Below are 19,320 nucleotides of genomic sequence, written 5' to 3' on the forward strand. Positions count from 1 at the left end.
GAAAGAAAAGAGAGGTGCCTATGACAAGATTTGATGAACTTTACCGTAGACTGACAAAGGACTATGTGGAAAACAAAGAAGGAGAAAACGATTACAATGGATATGATCCACATCATCTTGACTGTCTGCTGAACCCGGAAAAATATCCTCCGATCCTCCAAATAGGAGAATGTCAATGTCCTCCTGATGGGCCGGCGGCCTGTATAGACAGCTGTATTTTTGAAGCAATCAAAAAGGATGAAAATGGAAAGCTGATCATAGATAAGGAATTATGTGCGGGATGCTGTGCCTGTGTGGATGCCTGTAAGGCGGACAAACTTACGGCAAGCAAGGACGTACTGCCGGCACTGTCTGCCCTGCATCAGGCAAAAGGTCCTGTATATGCACTGATTGCACCGGCCTTTTTGGGGCAGTTTAATGAAGACGTAACACCGGGAAAGCTTCGGAATGCCTTCAAGTACCTGGGATTTGAGGGGATGATAGAAGTTGCACTGTTTGCGGATATCCTGACCTTAAAAGAAGCTTTGGAATTCGACAGGAATATTGTAACAGAAAGGGATTATCAGCTTACAAGCTGCTGCTGTCCTATGTGGATTGGTATGATTCGCAGGGTATACCGTGATTTGATGCCCCATGTGCCGGGAGCGGTATCCCCAATGGTTGCCTGCGGACGTACTATAAAAGTGCTTCATCCCAATGCTGTTACCGTTTTTATCGGTCCCTGCGTGGCTAAAAAAGCCGAAGCAAGAGAGGCAGATATTAAGGATGCCGTTGATTATGTGCTTACCTTTCAAGAAGTGCAGGATATTTTTGAATTTGCCGGAATAGACCCGGCCAAAATGGAAGAAAGCGAAAAAGATCACTCCTCCAGAGCCGGCCGTATCTATGCCAGAACAGGCGGAGTAAGCGAAGCAGTTAAAGATACGGTGGAGAGGCTAAACCCTGACAGAAGGATTCATGTCCGGACAAGGCAGGCGGACGGAGTTCCTGCCTGTAAGCAGATGATAAATGAATTAATTGACGGAAAAACAGATGCCAACTTCTTTGAAGGTATGGGCTGTGTTGGAGGCTGTGTCGGCGGCCCTAAGGTAATGATTGATAAAGAAGAAGGGAAAAGACATGTAAATGATTACGGTGAAAAAGCTGCTTATCCCACGCCTATTGATAATCCTTATGTGATTGAGCTTCTTCACCGGTTAGGATTTGATACGGTTGAAAGCCTTTTGGAACACAGCGATATCTTTACAAGAGATTTTTAGTAATATATCAAGAAATGGTTAAAATATTAACAATCTGCTTTGCAAAACAGGTATAAAAATCTGTATAAGATGCCACAAAAAGGTAAAAATTAAGCTAATTCTTTGTAAAGTTCTTGTATGGACAAAGGTAAATATGTAAAGTACCCTATAAATTAAAGCAATATAAAAATTTGCTGTAGATTTATTGTCGAAAATGGTGTATGATTAATCCCGTGGTTTTAAACCGGAGTGATCATATTAAGTATGAATTTTCCGGCTAAGTTTAGGGTGATTAGGTTTAGGATTAGAGTATTTTCGGAAGGCAAATTTAAATGATTTTGCGGAAATAGAAATCTGTATCCAAGGTGATTTGAAATAATCAAAAATTTCACAAGGAGGATTAGCACATGAGAAAGACCAAAATAATCTGTACATTGGGTCCGTCAACGGACAAGGATGATGTAATGAAACAATTGGCTTTGGCAGGAATGGACTGTGCAAGGTTCAATTTTTCCCATGCGGACCATGAGGAACATTACGGCCGTTTAGTTCGTTTAAGACAAATCAGGGAGGAACTTGATATCCCTATAGCAGCCCTGCTGGATACGAAGGGACCAGAGATTCGTATTGGGAAATTCGCAGATAAAAAGGTTGAATTGGTCAAGGGACAGACATTTACCCTGACCACCAGACATATTGAAGGAACACAGGAGTGTGTATATATAAATTATGAGCATCTGGTAAAGGATGTAAGTGTTGGTTCTACCATACTGATAGATGACGGCTTAGTTGAGCTTACCGTTGATAAGCTTACGGATACGGATATTATCTGTACAGTAAAAAACGACGGAGATATATCCGATAACAAGGGAGTAAATGTTCCGGGAACGAAGCTTACTATGCCCTTTATCAGTCCGAAAGACAGAGACGATATTATCTTTGCTATAGAAAACGGTTATGATTTTATTGCGGCTTCCTTTACAAGAAATGCAGCAGATATTATGGAAATCCGTAAGATTATGCAGGATTATAACTGTACAACCACCAATATCATTGCCAAGATTGAGAATATGGAAGGCGTTGAGAATATCGACGAGATAATTGAGGCTGCCGACGGTATTATGATTGCCAGAGGTGATATGGGTGTTGAGATACCTTTAGAAGATGTACCGGTTATTCAGAAAATGATTATCAAAAAGGTATACAATGCCGGAAAACAGGTTATTACGGCTACGCAGATGCTGGATTCCATGATGAAAAACCCAAGACCTACAAGAGCGGAAGCAACAGACGTTGCCAATGCTATTTATGACGGAACCAGTGCCATTATGTTATCAGGGGAAACGGCTGCAGGCCTTTATCCGGTAGATTCCTTAAAGACAATGGTTCGTATCGCTATCCGTACAGAACAGGATATTGATTACAAGAAACGCTTTAAATTATTGGAGACAGAAAAGAATCCCAGCATAACCGACGCTATCTCCCATGCAACCTGTACTACAGCACATGATTTGAATGCAGCTGTTATCATTACGGTAACCAAATCCGGACAGACAGCAAGAATGATATCCAAATACCGCCCGTCCTGCCCGATTATCGGATGCACAACAGAGAAGCATGTATGCAGACAGCTTAACTTATCCTGGGGTGTTAAGCCTATTTTGATCAGAGAAGAACAGGACACCTTTGTATTATTTGACCATGCTATTGAAGTGGTTGAGAAACAAGGATATCTGCATGATGGAGAGCTTACGGTTATCACAGCAGGAGTACCTCTTAGAACATCAGGAACTACCAATATGCTGAAGGTTCATATTGCAGGAAGTCAATATTAATATTAAGAAAAGCGGGGAGTTTATGGGAGTTCTCATTTTTCATACTTTAAATGAAAAGCAAAAAGAAGATATCCTTAAACTGATAGCTGCCTGCAATGAATATGACGGACTAAAACGGCAACCCGGTCTATCGGAAGAAGATAATTGTGAAAAAGAGCTTAAGAGCTATTTTTGCTATTATGAAGATAACAGCTTGTTAAGTACTCTGATTATCTATCAGCCTTTTCCCGGGGAAGCCCAGATTACAGCTTATACCCTGCCTTCTTATCGAAGACAGGGTTATTTTAAGGCTCTTTTTTCGAAAGCTAAAAAGGAGCTTAAAAAGTTCGGTATTTATCATGCGGCATTTGTAGCGGAATATCAAAGTACTGATGGCAGATACGCGGCCTTAAGCCTTGGGGCTGAATTGGAAAGGTCGGACTATCTTATGGCCTATCATTATGGGCAGGAGAAGGGGACGGAATTTAAAGCACCGGATGGATTTCTTGTTACAGATTTAACGAATGAGAAACTAAAAGATGGGATATATGTTTTCCAAAAAGTATTTGGCTGGGAAGAAGAACAGATAGAAGAATTGATGATAGAAACCTTAGATTCTTCCTGCTGCCGGACATATCTGGGCTATATAAAGGGTAAAATTGCCGGAACCTTAAGTGTTCAATATGATAATAACACGGCATCCATCTTTGGGTTCGGCATCCTTAAGAAATATAGAGGAAAAGGATATGGGAAGTATTTTCTTTCCTTTGTTCTGGCGGCACTGAAGGAGAAAGGTATAACAAAGGTTCTCCTGCAGGTGGAGAGTGAAAGCAGAGAAGCTTTTGAATTATATAAAAAGGCTGGCTTTGACATTCTGGAGGAATACGATTATTATTGTAAAAATATATAAAGATGCGGTTGGTAACAAGCGCGGGATTTTGGCATATGATAGTTTAAAAGAATAAACGAGGCTTATATGGCTTATACAATCATTCTGGATCCCGGACATGGAGGTTATGACAACGGTGCGGTATATTTCGGAAGAATGGAAAAGTACGATAACCTTGACCTTGCTCTTGCTGTAGGCGAAATTTTGGACAGTAACGGGATCAAGGTGTTATTTACGAGGACAGAGGATATCTATGTATCTCCTTTGGAAAGAGCATATATGGCAAACACAGTGCCGGCAGATTATCTTGTATCACTGCATAGAAATTCAAGTCCTACACCCAATACCTATAGTGGAGTTCAGACCTTAGTTTATAGTATGGATGACCCTTCCGCTGTACTGGCAGAAAACATTGACAGAGAACTGGCAGAAGTGGGATTTACAAATTTAGGAACAGAAGTGCGGACGGATTTGGCAATTCTTCGAAGAACCGATATGCCTGCGGTACTGGCAGAGGTGGGATTTATCAATACGGAGGGGGACAATACTCTGTTTGATGAAAGGTTTGATGATGTTGCTTATGCAATAGCCACAGCAATAATGGATACTCTTGGAGCTCCGGAGACAAACGATGGAGAGGAGACCAATACCGGTACCTATACACATGAAAGCTCGGAAATTGATACAGAATATCAGGAAAATGAAAATAACAGTGAACAGCCGGTTTATCATATACAGTTGGGATTGTTCAGAGACAGGAACAATGCCATGAGTTTAATGAATAATCTAAATCAGGCAGGCTATAATGTTGATGTCATGCGCCAGGGTGATCTGTATGCTGTTATTACCGGTGACTTTTACAGTCTGGATGAGGCTACGGAAGCAGAAAATATGCTAAGGCAGCAAGGCTATAGTACGCTTATCATAAGAAGTGGAAACAGATAAGAAGGAAATGAGGATTGATGCAAGTCTTTTATACAGCGCTGCATCAGTCCTTTTTGGTGTTGCAAATATTAACAGGAAATATAAGAATCAGGGGAACATATCAATAACTTTTTTCATAGACTAATAAAAGAATAGAGCAGGGCATATCAAAACATCGGGGAGATAGCTTGAAAAATGCATTGCATTTTTCAAAGTTCTTATTTAGGCAGTATCGCAAGTAAACTTACGATACGCATGGGGTTAGTGTGCTAAGGGAGCCGATAGATTATGGATGATAGGGAGAGGCATACAATAATAAATGAGGAATATGCAGATTTTGTGGTTGAATACAATAATAATCTAAACTTTTTTGAGCGGTATCCGAATAGTACGTATAACTTAATCAATGAGAAGTATGCAGTACTTCACGTACCAGTTCAATACTTTGGTGATAATGCAATTCAGGAATTCGGATACTTTATACTGCCAAAATGCTTTGGTCTGACGGCTTTTGTAACCAATGATATGGAAGGAATTAAGGCTCGCAGTGTTCATGCCGGTGAAAACACCGGGATGGGAATTCTTATCGGAATAATTGATTCCGGTATTGATTACAGAAGTACTTATTTTATAAAGGAAGACAATACAACTAAGATAGAATTGTTGTGGGACCAGTCAATAGACAGCAATAAATATCCCGATGGTTTTTATTATGGAACAGAATACACGGCGAGTGACATCAACAGAGCCTTGAGTACAGATAACCCTATGGAGGTTGTACCTTCTATGGATATAATTGGTGAGGGAACTGCCATGGCAGGCGTTGCAGTAGGGATGTCCAGTGATACATTAGAAGAGATTGGTTTGGTTCCCGGGGCCAGTCTTGCGGTGGTAAAATTAAAAACGGCCAAAAAGTATCTTATGGAATTCTATGGGATACCAGAGACCGCCGTGTGTTATCAGCAAAATGATATTATGATGGGAATTGAGTACCTGATGAGAAGTGCTAAAAGGCTGGGCAAGCCTATTGCGATTTGTTTGGGACTAAGCTCTTCTCAAGGCTCCCATAAGGGAGAGGATATCATGAGTAATTATCTGAATGAGAATGCGAACCAGCCTGGAATATGTATGGTTATAGGTTCAGGAAATGAAGGAGACCAGAATCATCATTATTATAATAAGCTGACGCCTCCTAATACGACGGATACGGTATTTCTTAATGTGGGAAAGACGGATAAGAATTTTACGGCTGAGGTGTGGGGATCTCTTCCGAGCTTATTGGAGGTCTTAATCATTTCTCCGGATGGGGAAAAGGTCTATAGAGTGCAGGCGGATTTTTCTTCCCAGCGTAATGTACATGTATCTTACCAGGAAACGGTTATATTTATAGATAGTTATAATAGTGAAGCATATTCGGAACAGCAGCTTATTATGTTCCGCTTTCGGAATATGACTGAAGGAATATGGCGGCTGGTTGTATCCGGCACTGAAAGCCTGGAATCAGAATTTCATATTTGGCTGCCTATCCGAAACTTTATTTCGGAAGATACCTATTTATTTAATGCCACTCCTTTCACGACGATATCATCACCTGGGAACGCAGACTTTGTCATAACAATTAATACCTATGAACCCGTTAGTATAACTTTGGCTCCTTTTACCGGCAGGGGCTTTACTTCTGTCAATTTTCCAAAACCTACGGTAACGGCTCCTGGTGTTAATCTTATTGCCCCTACGCTTTTTGGGGCTCTTATACCGATATCGGGAAGCAGTCTGTCAACAGCCTATGCGGCCGGTATCTGTGCAGGATTCTTGTCAGATAGTATTCAAAAAGAGGAGAAAAATAATCTTAATACGGCGTTTGTTAAAAATATGCTGATGCTTAAGGCTGTAAGACGGAAAAATGCTATATACCCAAATCCTGACTGGGGTTATGGTTATATTCAATAAAACATAGAATAAATTACAAATTTTTTTGGATATTTTTCTTGACTAATGGCCCGGAGAATATTACTATATGATTAGTTTTAAGTAAATAAATCGGTTGATAGAATTGGGAGAGACTGTATGTGGTATACGGCGCCGAAGGGGATTCGCAATAACTCTCAGGCAAAAGGACCAATTCCGGACGATACTCTGGAGAGCGTAAGCACCGACGAAGCAACCCTTATCATTTTAAGGGGAATCTTTCAGGTAAAAAAACAGAGGCGTGCTAAGTTTATTTGGTACGCCTTTTTTTCGTGTGTAAAACACTCAAAAGAGAATAGCAGGTTGAAAAATGAAATCAAAGTTTGATATTCACGAAAGGAGTTAAAAGATGGATAAGAAAACCCCTCTTTATGAAAGCCACTTAAGGCTTGGCGGTAAAATGGTACCCTTTGCAGGGTATCTGTTACCGGTGCAATATGAAACCGGTGTTATTACAGAACATATGGCAGTAAGAAATGCGGCCGGTCTTTTTGATGTTTCCCATATGGGAGAAATTCTTCTAAAGGGTAAGGATACCCTTTTAAATATCCAAAAGCTTGTTACCAATGACTGTGCCAATATGTACATAGGTCAGGTGAAGTACAGCCCCATGTGTTATGAAGACGGCGGAGTGGTAGATGATCTTCTTGTTTACAAAAGAGAAGAGGAATCCTATCTTCTTGTTGTAAATGCCTCTAACCGGGAAAAGGATGCAAGGTTCATAAAGGAGCATCTCTTCGGGGAGGTAACGATGGAGGATGTGTCCGATTCTATTGCACAGATTGCCCTGCAGGGTCCGGCAGCAGAAAAGATACTCCCAAAGCTGTGTAATATAGCAGATATCCCCGTAAAATACTATACCTTTAAGGAAAATGTCAAGGTAGGAGATATGAATGCTATCATTTCAAGGACAGGGTATACCGGTGAGATGGGATATGAGTTGTATGTAAAGAATGAAGACGGAGAAAAGCTGTGGGAGCTGTTATTGGAAAAGGGAAAAGCAGAAGGGCTGATACCCTGCGGTCTTGGGGCAAGGGACACTTTAAGGCTGGAAGCAGCCATGCCGCTGTATGGTCACGAAATGGATGAAACCATAACACCCCTTGAAACCGGCTTAACCTTTGCAGTAAAGTTCCATAAGGAGGATTTTATCGGTAAGGATGGACTGCTTAGCAGAGGAGAGCCTAAGAGAAAGCGCATTGGGCTTCGTATCACAGGAAGAGGAATTGCAAGAGAGAACTGTCCTGTTTATGCAGGAGATACCCTGATTGGATATACTACCTCCGGCACGCATCTTCCCTATCTTGGATTTCCGGGGGCTATGGCTGTTGTAACTAAGGATTATGATACGAAAAACAGGCTTTCGGTAGAAATCCGCGGGAAAAAGGTGGAGGCAGAAGAGACAGGGCTGCCTTTTTATAAGAATACGGGAAAGTAATATATTATAATAAAATTATAACAAAACGGAGGAAGCTTATGAGCAATTTATTATTTACGAAGACACATGAATGGGTGGAATTTTTAGACGAAACAACTGCAAAGATAGGTCTTACCGATTATGCACAGAAGGAACTGGGAGATCTGGTATTTGTTAATCTTCCCGAAGCAGGGGATGAGATTGGTGCAGGGGAGAGCATTGGTGATGTGGAATCTGTAAAAGCAGTCTCCGAGGTTTACAGTCCGGTAACAGGAACGGTAAGCAAAGTAAATGAAGAACTTCTTGATCACCCGGATCTGATTAATTCCGAACCTTACGAATCATGGTTTGTAATCTTTGAGGATATTACGGACAAAGAGGAACTGTTAGAAAAAGCGGAGTATGAACGCTTTCTAAAAGGGGAGGAATAAGGAACTAATATGGGAACCTATGTGCCTAATACAGAAAAAGAGCAAAAGGAGATGCTCGAACTTTTAGGGGTTACCGGTATGGAAGAGCTCTTTGGGGCAATACCCGGGGAGGTGCTGCTAGACAGACCCTTAAAGCTTAAGGACGGCATCAGTGAAATGCAGGTTAAGAATATGATGGCAGGGATGGCAGGGAAGAATAAGGTGTTTTCCTCCCTGTTCAGAGGATGCGGGGCATACAGGCATTATATCCCGGCCATTGTAAAGCAGGTAACTGCGAAGGAAGAATTTATGACTGCTTATACGCCTTATCAGGCTGAAATCAGCCAGGGTACTCTGCAAGCTATCTTCGAATTCCAGACAATGATTAGTGAGCTTACAGGCTTACGTGCAGCAAATGCTTCTGTTTACGATGGATGTACTGCTGCTGCGGAAGCAGTGATCATGTGCCGTGAGAAGAAAAGGAATAAGATGCTTCTAAGCGGAGCCATGAATCCGCAGATAATCGAAACTGTGAAAACCTATATGGCAGGCACCGGAACGGAAATTAGGGTAGTGCCCGTTGCGGATGGTGTTACAGATAAGACAGAGCTTAAGCGGCTCCTAGATGAAAAAACAGCCTGCTTTCTGGTACAGCAGCCGAATTACTATGGCCTGCTGGAGGATTATGAAGACCTTGGCAAACTTACGAAGGAAGCAGGGGCTAAGTATGTTATGAGCTGTAACCCTGTACTTCTGGGTATCTTAAAAACGCCCGGTGAGTATGGAGCGGATATTGCAGTAGGAGAAGGACAGCCGTTAGGTTTACCCTTAGCTTACGGCGGACCGTATCTTGGCTTTATGACAGCGGATGCTTCGTTAATGAGAAAACTGCCGGGAAGGATCGTAGGAGAGACTCTTGACGGGAGAGGTGAGAAAGCTTATGTCTTAACTCTTCAGGCAAGGGAGCAGCATATCAGAAGAGAAAAGGCTTCCAGCAGTATTTGCTCCAACGAGGCACTCTGTGCATTGACAGCCAGCGTATATTTAAGTGCCATGGGAAAAGAAGGACTTAGGCAGGCAGCCACCCTTAGTATGTCAAAGGCTCATTATCTGGCGGAAAGGCTTTGCGGCATAGAAGGCTTTTCTATGGCCTATGAGGGGGATTATGTCAACGAATTTACAGTTGTTTATAACGGAAATTCAGGAAAACTGATGCAGGGACTGGAAAGCTATGGCATACTGGGAGGTCTTCCTCTTAAAGGGAAAGATTACGGTAAGATTATATGGTGTGCTACCGAAATGAATTCCAGGGAAGAGATAGATGAACTGATTGACAGGATTAAGGAGGTGTTAAGCCGTGAAGTTGATATTTGAAAAGAGTAAGGACGGAAGAGGAAGTGTTCTTCTGCCGCCTTGTGATGTACCGGAGACAGAGCTGAAATCCTGCTATAAAAGAGAAAAAGAACTTCGCCTTGAAGCCTTGCCGGAAACGGATATCAGCAGGCATTATACAGAGCTTGCAGACCGGGTCTACGGAGTTAACAATGGCTTTTATCCTCTGGGTTCCTGTACTATGAAATACAACCCCAAAATAAATGATGAGATAGCGGGACTTCCGGGATTTGCGGATATCCATCCCCTTCAGCCGGATCAAACCGTCCAGGGAGCTTTGGAAGGTTTATATAAGGCAGAGGAATATCTTGATGAAATCACCGGTATGGACCATTTTACCTTTCAGCCGGCGGCAGGTGCCCATGGCGAGTTTACCGGGCTTAAGCTGATAAAAGCGTACCATGAAAAAAGGGGGGACAGTAAAAGAAATAAGATTATTGTGCCGGATTCCGCTCATGGAACCAATCCAGCCAGTGCAGCTATGGCAGGCTTTGAGGTTATTAATATACCTTCTGCTGAAAAAGGCCTGGTGGATATCGAAGCTCTTAAAGGTGCCGTGGGAGAAGATACGGCAGGCTTTATGCTGACAAATCCCAATACACTGGGGTTGTTTGATGAGAATATTTTAGCGATTACAAAAATCGTACATGAAGCGGGCGGCTTAAACTATTATGACGGAGCCAACCTGAATGCCATTATGGGAATAGCAAGACCCGGAGATATGGGGTTTGATGTGATGCATCTTAACCTTCATAAGACCTTCTCAACTCCTCACGGGGGAGGCGGTCCCGGAAGCGGACCTGTAGGCTGCAAGGAAGTCCTGGCGCCTTTTCTTCCGATTCCAAGAGTGGTAAAGGAAGGAAATTGCTACGCCCTTTTGGAAGAAGGGGCAGATTCCATAGGAAGGGTAAGGGGCTTTTACGGTAACTTCCTTGTGATTGTCAGAGCCTTAACCTATATTCTGACACTGGGCGGTGACGGGCTAAAGAGTACATCCGAAAATGCAGTACTAAATGCAAATTATCTGATGGAGGGGTTAAAAGATACCTATACGGTCCCCTTTGCCGGACACTGTATGCATGAATTTGTAATCAGTCTGGAGGAACTAAAGAAAGAAACGGGAGTATCTGCTCTGGATATGGCAAAGGCTCTTTTAGATTACGGTGTACATCCACCTACCATGTATTTCCCGTTGATTGTACATGAGGCATTTATGCTGGAACCTACGGAAACAGAAAGCAGAGAAAATCTTGACAGGGTAATTGCTATTTATAAAGAACTTTATGAAGCGGCAAAAAATAATCCCGAAGAGGTTAAGAATAGTCCGAAAAAAACTGTAATCGGACGCCCGGATGAAGTAATGGCGGCAAGAAATCCCGTTATCCGCTATGAATTTCCTGTCTAATGGCATAGAAGTAATTGGTACATGTGTTTGCCGGACACCTCGTCCGGTATTAGGATATCAGGCAGGAGGAAGTCAAGTGATAAGAAAACTTAGCTACTGTATCGCAAAAGGTACGAACGCTTATGAAAATCTGGCATTGGAGGAATATCTTTTAGAGCATGTAAATCCGGGAGAATGTCTTTTGTATCTCTGGCAGAATGAAAAAACGGTCGTTATCGGCAAGAATCAGAACCCCTGGAAGGAATGCCGCAATGAAGAATTACATGCTGACGGCGGAAGATTGGTAAGGAGGCTTTCCGGCGGCGGTGCGGTTTTTCATGATCTTGGCAATCTTAACTTTACCTTTCTTATACGCAAAGAGGATTATGATGTTAAGAAGCAGATGACGGTAATTGTAGAAGCAGTTCAGGCACTGGGGATACCGGCAGAGATAAACGGGAGAAATGACATAACAGCAGATGGGAAGAAATTCTCCGGCAACGCCTATTACACGGATGGAATCCATTCTTATCATCACGGAACCATTTTGATAAATGTAGATAAGGAAAAGCTTTCCAGGTATCTGAACGTATCCAGGGAGAAGCTTGTTTCAAAAGGCGTGGACTCTGTAAAAGCAAGAGTGGTAAACCTTAAGGAATTCAGAGAGGACCTTACTGTTTCCATGGTAAGGGAAGAGCTGGTAAAAGCCTTTTCCAAGATTTATGGACTGTCCTGTGAGAGCTTTGACATGGGTAATTTGGAAGAAGAAGTACTGGAAGAACTTACAGCGAAATTCTCCTCCTGGGAATGGAATCTGGGAGGAAAGCTTTCCTTTGATTACCGGATGGAAAGGCGCTTTGAATGGGGCAGTGCAGAATTGGAGTTACAAGTTGAAAAAGGAACAATATCTGATTTGAGGGTTTATTCCGATGCCATGGAAGTTGTTGTTTTTAATCAGATAAGGGACGCTTTGATGGGCTGCCGCTTTAGCAGTAAAGCCATGACAGAGCAGTTGTTTGGATTAAAGCAGAAGGAACCGGATATGGCGTATATCCTTTGTGACATGACAGCTATGATAGCAGATGAAAAAATATAGGGTTAAAAAGGAGAAACCGATGGATGTAAAATACCAGCTCATTGTAATAGGTGCCGGACCGGGAGGCTATGAGGCTGCAATACGGGCAGCACAGCTAGGGCTTAAAACTGCCATAGTAGAAGAGGGGGAGCTTGGCGGAACCTGCTTAAACAAAGGCTGTATTCCAACAAAGACGCTGCTTCACAGCTCCAATCTGTACTATGAAACGAAGAATTTTGAAGAATTAGGGCTGACAATACCCGAAGTATCCTATGACCTTGGTAAAATCTATGAGAGAAAAGACCGGATAGTAGAAAAAATACGCAGTGGAATCGGCAGTCTCTTAGAGGCAAATAAAATTGATGTTTTTCATGCCAGAGCTGTTGTGGAAGGCGCAGGACAGGTAAAGCTCTATTTTAAAGAAAACGGCGAAGAAAGATATCTGGGAGGGGAAAACCTGCTCCTTGCCACAGGCTCAAAGCCTTTCCTGCCGCAGGTGCAAGGAATAGAACTGCCCGGGGTTATGACAAGTGATGAAATCCTGGAAGGAAAATGTGAATTTAATAAGCTTGTGATTGTAGGCGGAGGTGTTATTGGCTGTGAGTTTGCCACAATCTTTGGCCAGTTCGGAACCAGCGTGGAAATTGTGGAAGCAGCGGATAGAATACTACCCTCCCTTGAGAAGGAACTTTCCAGGAGTGCTTCCATGAACCTTAAGAAAAAAGGAGTTATCATCCATACAAAGACAAGGCTTGAAAAGATTGAAGAAAGTGTCAGTGACGGTAAGAGAGAATTAAAGATAAGTGCTTCTGCCGGCGGAGACATAAAGGAACTTATGGCAGAGGCAGTCCTTGTATGTATTGGAAGGAAGTCAAATACAGACCATTTATTTGCAGAAGGTGTACGGCTTGAACTGGACAGAGGAAGGATAAAAACCAATGAGAGGTTTATGACGGAAGTCCCCGGCATTTATGCTATCGGAGATGTGACGGGAGGTATTTTACTGGCTCACAATGCATCTGCGCAGGGAATTGCCGCAGCAGAGTATATTGGGCAGGGAAGGAGTGTGGTGAACTTAGATACCATACCTTCCTGTGTTTATATGAATCCGGAGATAGCTTCTGTAGGACTGTCCGAAGAGGAAGCCAGGGAAAAGGGCTATGAAGTGGTTGCCGGTAAATATCCAATGGCCGGTAACTGCAAGACCGTTCTTTCCATGGATGAAAGAAGCTATATAAAGGTTGTAGCAGAGAAAGAAACCGGCAAGCTGCTTGGCGCCCAGATGATTTGTGCCAGAGCAACTGATATGATTGGGGAATTTTCTCTGGCTATAGCAAACGGTCTCACGGTAGAAGAGATGCACTGTGCTGTAAGGCCCCATCCAACCTATGAAGAGGGAATTACGGAGGCTTTGGCAGATATACTTACCGGAGCGATACATTTGATGCCTAAGAAGTAAAGGCAGGGAGTAAGCAAGAAAATTTACTTAATATTTATAACCCCATAGGGGCAGGAGCAAAATATCTTATAAAGAAAATTGTGAGCTAAATGTTTTATTAAAAACAATAAAGCCGGTTTTATTTTATCTGTTATTTTGTTACTGCCCTATCTTTTATTGGGTTTATGGATTATCAGGTTTTATCGGCGGTATAGAAAATAATTTGTCGAAATGTTGAATGGTAAGTAAAAGTCCTTTTCTTTTACCCGGATATATGGTATGATGTATATAACAGAAAAGAAAGAATATATCAGAAAATCTGATATAAAAGGAGAGAAACTTTGGATAAATCCATCAGTCTGGATTTGGATGATAAAAAAAGAATGGCTCAGGTAGCAAAAGCCTTGTCAGCCGAGATACGGATTGAAATATTAAGGCTTTTGTGTGGGAATAGCTATAACATTAATGAGATTGCAGAGCAATTAAAGCTGCCCCAGTCCTCTGCCGCAACTCATGTTAAGCTTCTGGAAGAAGCGGGATTAATAGAAACAGAGCTTATGCCTGCCATCAGAGGCTCTATGAAAATATGCAAAAGGGCAATTACCTCTGTTGAGTTTCTGGTAAAGACGGATTTGGAAGAAGATGCAAAATTCATCCATATGCCCATCGGAAATTTCGTGGATTACTATGTAGAACCCACCTGTGGAATTGTAAGCGAAAGAGGGTACATTGATGAAGAAGATGAGCCGCGCTGCTTCTACAATCCTGCCCGTACACAAGCGAAACTGTTATGGTTTGGCAAAGGCTATGTGGAGTACCGTTTTTCTAATCATTTGCTGACAAACAGGCAGTTAAAGAGCATGGAAATATCCATGGAGCTTTGTTCAGAGGATCATGAATATAACATGGATTATCCGTCGGATATTACTCTGTGGATTAATGGCATAGAAGCAGGGACCTGGACCTGCCCCGGCGACTTTGGGGGAAGAAGAGGGAAGCTAAATCCTTCCTGGTGGCCGGATAAGAATACACAATATGGTATCCTAAAGACCTGGAAGCTCACAAGGGAAGAAACCTTTATTGACGAACTGCCCGTAAGTCCTCTTACCCTTGAGGCATACCACCTGGAGGCCAATGCATTTATATCAGTTAAGCTTGGAATAAAAGAGGATGCAAAGCATGCGGGAGGAGTCAACCTGTTTGGGAGCGGCTTTGGTGATTACCAGCAGGATATCCGAATGAAGTTCGTGTTTTAACGGAAGGACAAAAGGCAATCAAGAATACAGTGAATAGAAGAAATAAGGAGGAAGGCTATGAGACAGGAATTATTGAAAAGTTTCAAGGAGATATTTGGTGAGAGAGAACCGGAACTTTTCTTTGCGCCGGGAAGAGTAAATCTGATTGGTGAGCATACGGATTATAACGGAGGACATGTATTTCCCTGTGCTCTGACTATCGGTACCTATGGTGCTGCAAGAAAAAACGGAGAGAAGGTATTACGTTTTTATTCCCTTAACTTTAAAGAACTGGGAGTGATTGAGGTAGCTCTGGAAAATCTCATATATGACAGTAAGGATGACTGGGCAAATTATCCAAAAGGTGTTATAAAAACAATAAAAGAGAAAGGATATGCTATTGAAGAAGGCTTGGATATGTTATATTATGGTAATATTCCCAATGCTTCCGGCTTATCCTCCTCCGCATCCGTGGAAGTGCTGACAGGCTTTATCCTAAAGGAGTTATTTGACTTTGATATCAGCCTTATTGATATTGCACTGATAAGCCAGTACGCAGAGAATCATTTTATTGGGGTGAATTGCGGCATTATGGATCAGTTCTCCATTGCTATGGGTAAAAAAGACCATGCCATATTCCTGGATACCAGTGATTTATCCTATGAATATGCGCCTATTAAGCTGAAAGATTCTAAGATTGTTATTGCTTGCAGCAACAAAAAGAGAGGTCTTGGAGATTCAAAATATAATGAAAGAAGGCAGGAATGTGAGGATGCCCTTGCAGCTCTGCAAAAACAGGTAAATATTAAGGCTCTTGGAGAACTAAAGGAAGATGAGTTTGAAAAGTTCAAGGATGCCATTGGAGACCCCATCCGTACGAAACGTGCAAGGCATGCGGTATATGAAAACCAAAGAACCATAAAGGCGGTGGAAGCTCTGAAAGCAGGAAATATTGCTTTGTTTGGAGAATTGATGAATGCATCCCATGTATCCCTCCGGGATGATTATGAGGTTACAGGAATTGAACTTGATACTCTGGTAGAAGCTGCCTGGAAACAGGAAGGTGTTATTGGTTCCCGTATGACAGGAGCAGGCTTTGGAGGCTGTACGGTAAGTATTGTAAGGGATGACTGTGTGGATTCCTTTATCCGGGAGGTTGGAAAAATTTATGAAGATAAAATAGGGTATAAGGCTGATTTTTATGTAGTAGAGGTTGGCGGCGGCCCTGTAAGATTATAGTCTTTGAAACCTTATGAGGATTGAATAAGCAAAAAGAAAGGAAGGAAAAAAGTATGGCAATATTAGTATTAGGCGGAGCAGGATATATCGGTTCCCATACCGTTTATGAATTGATTGATAAAGGCGAGGATGTGGTCATTGCAGATAATCTGGAAACCGGATATAGGGAAGCCGTTCATCCCAGGGCCAGATTTTATCAGGGAGATATCCGTAACAGGGAATTTGTTGACAGTGTATTTGACAAGGAGAAAATCGATGCGGTAATTCACTTTGCTGCCAACTCACTGGTTGGGGAAAGTATGACTAACCCTTTAAAATATTATGATAACAACCTTTGCGGAACAAAGGTCCTCTTAGAATCCATGATTGCCCATGATGTGAAGAAGATTGTCTTCTCTTCTACGGCAGCTACCTATGGCGAGCCGGAAAAGGTACCCATCATAGAGACCGATAAGACGGAACCTACCAATTGCTACGGTGAAACCAAGCTTTCTATGGAGAAGATGTTTAAGTGGACGGACAGAGCCCACGGCCTTAAATATGTTTCCCTGCGTTATTTTAACGCCTGCGGAGCTCATAAGAGCGGACAGATCGGAGAGGCACACAACCCTGAAACCCATCTGATACCCTTAGTGCTTCAGGTTCCTAATAAGAAAAGGGAAGCCATCAATATTTATGGAGATGATTATGATACCAAGGACGGTACCTGTGTAAGAGATTATATCCATGTCACAGATCTGGCACAGGCACACATTCTTGCCGTAGAATACCTGATGAAGGGTAACGAAAGTGATATCTTCAATCTGGGTAACGGGGTAGGATTTACAGTAAAGGAAATAATCGAAGCATCCAAAGAAGTTACCGGTATGGATATCCCTGCTGTTATTTCACCAAGAAGAGCCGGAGATCCTGCGAAGCTGATTGCCTCCAGTGAGAAGGCTAAAAGAATTCTTGGCTGGAAGCCGGAATTTGTAGATGTAAAAGAAATTATAGCAACGGCCTGGAAATGGCACCAGACACATCCGGACGGCTATAAAACCAAATAAGAAGTGAAAATTAAAAGAGAATTTTCATATCCTATTTAAGCAGTCTGGCCAGACTGCGATATGCACGGAGGATTATCATGATTTATTCATACATCAGGGCATTGGCGGAATATGCGCTAAATGCCGGGCTAATACAAAAAGAAGACAGATGTTATACTATTAACAGGCTTTTGGAAGCACTTAACTTAGAGGAGTATGAAGAACCCCAGGGTGCGGCAGAAGCGCCTGCTGTACCAGGAAACCTGGAAGACATACTAAGGGGACTACTGGACTATGCAGCGGACAAAGGCATTCTTAAAAGTAACAGTATTGTTTACAGAGATTTATTTGACACGAAGCTTATGGGACTTTTGCTTCCCACTCCTTCCGAAGTAATACATAAGTTTTATGCGCTGTATGAAGAGAGCCCCAGGAAGGCAACGGATTATTATTATAAATTAAGCCAGGATTCTGACTACATCCGCAGGTACCGTATTGTGAAGGATAGAAAATGGGTTACAAAGACGGAATATGGCAATATTGATATCACCATAAACCTTTCGAAACCGGAAAAGGACCCCAAAGCCATTGCAGAAGCCAAATTAAAAAAGCAAAGCGGCTATCCCAAATGTCTTTTATGTGTGGAAAATGAGGGCTATGCCGGCAGAGTGGACCATCCTGCCAGACAAAACCATAGAATTATACCTGTTATAATAAATAATCAGGAATTTGGGTTTCAGTATTCCCCCTATGTTTATTACAATGAACATTGTATTGTACTAAACAGGGAACATACACCGATGAAAGTGGACAAAGAGGCCTTTCGTAAGCTCTTTGACTTTGTAAAGCTCTTTCCCCATTATTTTGTCGGTTCCAATGCAGACCTTCCGATTGTAGGCGGTTCCATCCTGACCCATGACCATTTTCAGGGAGGAAATTATGCCTTTGCCATGGCAAAGGCACCGGTTGAAAAAGAATTTAAGATAAAAGGCTATGAGAAAGTACAGGCAGGTATTGTAAAATGGCCAATGTCTGTAATTCGTCTTAAAAGCAGAGAAGCAGAGGAACTGATTGAACTGGGGGATTATATCTTAAAGTCCTGGCGGAATTATACCGATGAAGAGGCCTTTATCTATGCCTATTCCGATTCTCCTGGTAAGATTCTTAGCAACCGGGAAGTGAAAGAAAGAATGCAGTCAGGGAAGGGAGACTTAGAACCTCATAATACCATAACCCCTATTGCCAGAAGAAAAGACGGGATATATGAATTCGATCTTGTACTTCGAAATAATGTAACAACAAAAGAGCATCCCCTTGGCGTTTACCATCCTCATAGTGAGCTTCACCATATTAAGAAGGAAAATATCGGGCTTATCGAGGTAATGGGGCTTGCAGTACTGCCTGCCCGCTTAAAGGAAGAGATGGAAGAGCTTCAAGGTGCCATTCTTTCGGGAAGAGAGATAGGAAAAGAAGAGGAAATCTATAAGCATAAGGAATGGATGGAAGACTTCTTACCTAAGTATCAGGAAATCAATGCAGAAAATATTAATGATATCCTGCAGGAAGAGATAGGACTGGTATTTTTAAAGGTGCTGGAGCATGCCGGTGTCTATAAGAGAGATGCAGCCGGACAAAAAGGCTTTGAAAGATTTATAGCACAATTAAACAATAGATAAAATATGGATTAATGAATCGCCCTTCTATGATAGCATACAAACATAGGAGGGTTATTTTTATTACGAAAAATAATAGAAATGAATATGTTACATTATTGATTTTAGCACGGAATTAATGTTAAAGTTGGAATGTGTACATTCCGTAGATAAATAATAGAATTAAATTCTTGAAAGGTTTCGTTTTGGTCATATACAG

Annotated in this window: 14 protein-coding genes, 1 pseudogene and 2 riboswitches; all 15 genes and pseudogenes read left to right on the forward strand. The window is 42.1% G+C overall.

The genetic code is table 11. The features are described from left to right. The first annotated feature begins 20 nt into the window (after positions 1-20). Positions 21-1,259: a [Fe-Fe] hydrogenase large subunit C-terminal domain-containing protein gene (locus tag BUF11_RS03785; RefSeq protein ID WP_073587431.1), complete on the forward strand. Its 1,239-nt coding sequence runs from the start codon at positions 21-23 to the stop codon at positions 1,257-1,259. Between the two features lie 386 nt (positions 1,260-1,645). After that, positions 1,646-3,061, forward strand: a pseudogene (gene pyk / locus BUF11_RS03790) (pyruvate kinase); the annotation flags it as partial. Positions 3,062-3,095: 34 nt separating this feature from the next. Next, positions 3,096-3,962 (forward strand): GNAT family N-acetyltransferase, encoded by an 867-nt coding sequence (locus tag BUF11_RS03795; protein ID WP_139243262.1) that lies wholly within the window; start codon positions 3,096-3,098, stop codon positions 3,960-3,962. Positions 3,963-4,028: 66 nt separating this feature from the next. Continuing rightward, the gene (locus BUF11_RS03800) at positions 4,029-4,886 is read left to right on the forward strand and encodes an N-acetylmuramoyl-L-alanine amidase (RefSeq protein ID WP_073587434.1); all 858 of its coding nucleotides are present in this window, start codon (positions 4,029-4,031) and stop codon (positions 4,884-4,886) included. 267 nt (positions 4,887-5,153) lie between these two features. Beyond that, positions 5,154-6,815, forward strand: a complete 1,662-nt coding sequence (locus BUF11_RS03805; protein WP_073587435.1) for a S8 family peptidase — start codon at positions 5,154-5,156, stop codon at positions 6,813-6,815. A gap of 94 nt (positions 6,816-6,909) precedes the next feature. Next, positions 6,910-6,996: riboswitch (glycine riboswitch) on the forward strand. Positions 6,997-6,999: 3 nt separating this feature from the next. Further along, positions 7,000-7,072: riboswitch (glycine riboswitch) on the forward strand. A 110-nt stretch (positions 7,073-7,182) separates the two neighbouring features. After that, complete coding sequence (gene gcvT / locus BUF11_RS03810) at positions 7,183-8,271, forward strand: glycine cleavage system aminomethyltransferase GcvT (protein WP_073587436.1); 1,089 nt, start codon at positions 7,183-7,185, stop codon at positions 8,269-8,271. 38 nt (positions 8,272-8,309) lie between these two features. Beyond that, complete coding sequence (gene gcvH, locus BUF11_RS03815; RefSeq protein ID WP_073587437.1) at positions 8,310-8,681, forward strand: glycine cleavage system protein GcvH; 372 nt, start codon at positions 8,310-8,312, stop codon at positions 8,679-8,681. 9 nt (positions 8,682-8,690) lie between these two features. Further along, a complete protein-coding gene (gene gcvPA, locus BUF11_RS03820) occupies positions 8,691-10,034 on the forward strand; it encodes an aminomethyl-transferring glycine dehydrogenase subunit GcvPA (RefSeq protein WP_073587438.1) in 1,344 nt (447 codons plus the stop codon). Beyond that, positions 10,018-11,457, forward strand: a complete 1,440-nt coding sequence (gcvPB, locus tag BUF11_RS03825) for an aminomethyl-transferring glycine dehydrogenase subunit GcvPB (protein WP_073587439.1) — start codon at positions 10,018-10,020, stop codon at positions 11,455-11,457. Before gcvPA ends, gcvPB begins: the two co-directional genes overlap by 17 nt. A gap of 76 nt (positions 11,458-11,533) precedes the next feature. Then, complete coding sequence (locus BUF11_RS03830; protein ID WP_073587440.1) at positions 11,534-12,532, forward strand: lipoate--protein ligase; 999 nt, start codon at positions 11,534-11,536, stop codon at positions 12,530-12,532. 19 nt (positions 12,533-12,551) lie between these two features. Next, entirely contained in the window at positions 12,552-13,970 is a 1,419-nt protein-coding gene (gene lpdA / locus BUF11_RS03835; protein WP_073587441.1) for a dihydrolipoyl dehydrogenase, read from the forward strand. A gap of 320 nt (positions 13,971-14,290) precedes the next feature. After that, entirely contained in the window at positions 14,291-15,205 is a 915-nt protein-coding gene (locus BUF11_RS03840; RefSeq protein WP_073587442.1) for an ArsR/SmtB family transcription factor, read from the forward strand. A gap of 57 nt (positions 15,206-15,262) precedes the next feature. Next, positions 15,263-16,423 (forward strand): galactokinase, encoded by a 1,161-nt coding sequence (locus tag BUF11_RS03845; protein WP_073587443.1) that lies wholly within the window; start codon positions 15,263-15,265, stop codon positions 16,421-16,423. 53 nt (positions 16,424-16,476) lie between these two features. Beyond that, positions 16,477-17,469 (forward strand): UDP-glucose 4-epimerase GalE, encoded by a 993-nt coding sequence (gene galE / locus BUF11_RS03850; protein WP_073587444.1) that lies wholly within the window; start codon positions 16,477-16,479, stop codon positions 17,467-17,469. Positions 17,470-17,546: 77 nt separating this feature from the next. Continuing rightward, complete coding sequence (locus tag BUF11_RS03855) at positions 17,547-19,124, forward strand: UDP-glucose--hexose-1-phosphate uridylyltransferase (RefSeq protein ID WP_084558430.1); 1,578 nt, start codon at positions 17,547-17,549, stop codon at positions 19,122-19,124. The last annotated feature ends 196 nt before the right edge of the window (positions 19,125-19,320 follow it).

Source organism: Anaerocolumna xylanovorans DSM 12503, from assembly GCF_900143645.1.
Taxonomy (GTDB): domain Bacteria; phylum Bacillota; class Clostridia; order Lachnospirales; family Lachnospiraceae; genus Anaerocolumna; species Anaerocolumna xylanovorans.